This window comes from Microcystis sp. LE19-195.1E (genome assembly GCF_027532095.1).
GTDB classification, from domain to species: domain Bacteria; phylum Cyanobacteriota; class Cyanobacteriia; order Cyanobacteriales; family Microcystaceae; genus Microcystis; species Microcystis aeruginosa.
Genome location: NZ_JAPZSZ010000330.1, coordinates 1 through 1,090 on the forward strand (window position 1 = coordinate 1; position 1,090 = coordinate 1,090).

The window sequence follows — 1,090 nt, forward strand, 5'->3', positions numbered from 1 at the left end:
CTCTAGATACAGTCAACGGTACAGCCATTTTCAAAGGGAAAATGTACCCAGTAGCGTCTTTTCAATTTTTTCTGAGAAGCGACCTGCAGTAAGGGTTTTGTTAATTTTTTAGTATTTCTGTATGGGGGAAGTCCAGATAAACGAAGAAAGTGAGCGCTTCCTAACGCTCTGGATACGATACGGCCTCGACAGGTATCTGGATATCGCTCCGCTTTAGGGGATCGGGAACGTAAGGGCCATCGTAGAAAAAGCGACGGAGGGAACCGACCGCCCTGTAGCCCGGATGTTCGGCCAGCCATTCGTTCAGTCGGGTCAATCCCTGCTGATAGCTGTCAAAATCGTAACCTCCCTGTAATCCCAAACTCACCACCGTCATGGGTGGTACATCCTCGATCCGAATATTATCGGCCACCTCTTTCGGGTAAGTGTTGGTATCGCGGTAGAGAAAGGAAACTTCGGCCTCTCCCGATGTCGCTCCCGTGTCTGCGGGGTAACGGGTTTCGACCGGTGCGGTCATCGAGATATCGTTAGAACTGATGTGTTGGTAGAGGGGATAAAACGACCAGTTGGCCGCCTCGGACAATTGACCCCGATAACGGTAGGTGGCAGCCCGATAGGCGGGATAGTTCTTCACCTCGATCCGTCCGTTCGGGGTCGGGGTCGGAAATCCTGCGGGTAGGGGAGCGCTGGAAGCTTGATAGACCCCGATCGCAAGGGCGGCTAAGGCGATAAAACCGAGGGGAATTAACAGGTGATATGGTTTCATGATCGATCGGTCGCGGGGACATCTCTATTGTGGGACGAGTTCACTTCCGTTGACATCCCGTTATCGAAACGCGCCTCCTCGCAATAGTTTTAGTAATGTATAATGTAATGTATATAGATAATCGAATTCGGCTATGGTCAGCAAAATCCGCAAGCAAATTTATATCGAAGCCGAACAGGATAATTTACCTGAAATGTCGGTTTGAAGGCTCTTTTGTTTCACCTCGGAGATGAAAAACCGACCAATATAAAACAGCGAAGCACAACTAATATTTGAGGGAATCCTGCTCGACATATTTTTTAAGTTGGTCTATTGTGACACCAC

Annotated in this window: 1 protein-coding gene; it reads right to left on the minus strand. The window is 49.1% G+C overall.

Annotation, left to right across the window (positions count from 1 at the left end; all coding sequences use genetic code 11):
* Positions 1 to 160 precede the first annotated feature (160 nt).
* Positions 161 to 766, minus strand: coding sequence for a heme-binding protein (locus tag O9300_RS17920; protein ID WP_287973110.1), 606 nt, complete (start codon positions 764 to 766; stop codon positions 161 to 163).
* Positions 767 to 1,090 lie beyond the last annotated feature (324 nt).